Raw genomic sequence first — 656 nt, 5'->3', positions numbered from 1 at the left:
GAGTCCTCGCTTGGCCACCTCTCTGAGATGCTTCAGCAGAGATTCCTCTGACTGAGAAACCAGCTCATACGGCATCAAACAAAGACGAGCATCTGGCGTGCGGACTTGCATTCCCAATCCTTAAACACCGTGAGAAACTCTGGAAAATACCGATCTAACCAATTATGGACGCGGCCTTGCACCACACGCAGGTCAGTCGACAGATGATCGCGAATTTTCATTGCCTCCCTTAGTTCAGGCATAGATGCCATATNGGGAAGATTAGGTACGGCGTATCTTCCGTCTTTGACGAGCTGTGCGATGACTCTGGCGTCTTTGATGTCATTCTTGGTCGGCGAATTGTCGTCTAATTCTTTGCTTTTCTTCACGTGCAGCGGATTAACTACTCCGCATAAGACTTGTTGTTCCTTCAGATAATACGCGAGGTTCAACCAGTAGTGGCCAGTGGGTTCCATACCGACTATGACGTCCTTGAACCCTTGCTCCATCGCAATCTTTCGGAACCAACTAACAAATCGTTCAAAGCCTTCTCGGTTATTTTCAAAGGTAATGGACTTTCCGAACTCGACTCCGCGGTAGTCTTGCGCTCGTGCCACATGTTTGAACTTTGCTATGTCTACACCGACAATTAGGGTAGAAGAAGTGATTTGATTAAT

1 protein-coding gene and 1 pseudogene are annotated in these 656 nt (G+C 47.5%); both read right to left on the bottom strand.

The window, feature by feature from the left end; translation table 11 throughout:
* Positions 1-253 (bottom strand): annotated as a pseudogene (locus tag A7975_RS34970) (IS110 family transposase); the annotation flags it as partial.
* A gap of 1 nt (position 254) precedes the next feature.
* A partial coding sequence (locus A7975_RS34965) for an IS110 family transposase (RefSeq protein WP_255314319.1) occupies positions 255-656 on the bottom strand: 402 nt, incomplete at both ends.

Origin of the sequence: Bacillus sp. FJAT-26390 (assembly GCF_001682865.1) — a bacterium.
Classification (GTDB): domain Bacteria; phylum Bacillota; class Bacilli; order Paenibacillales; family Paenibacillaceae; genus Pristimantibacillus.
This window is presented reverse-complemented; position numbering and strand designations above follow the sequence as displayed.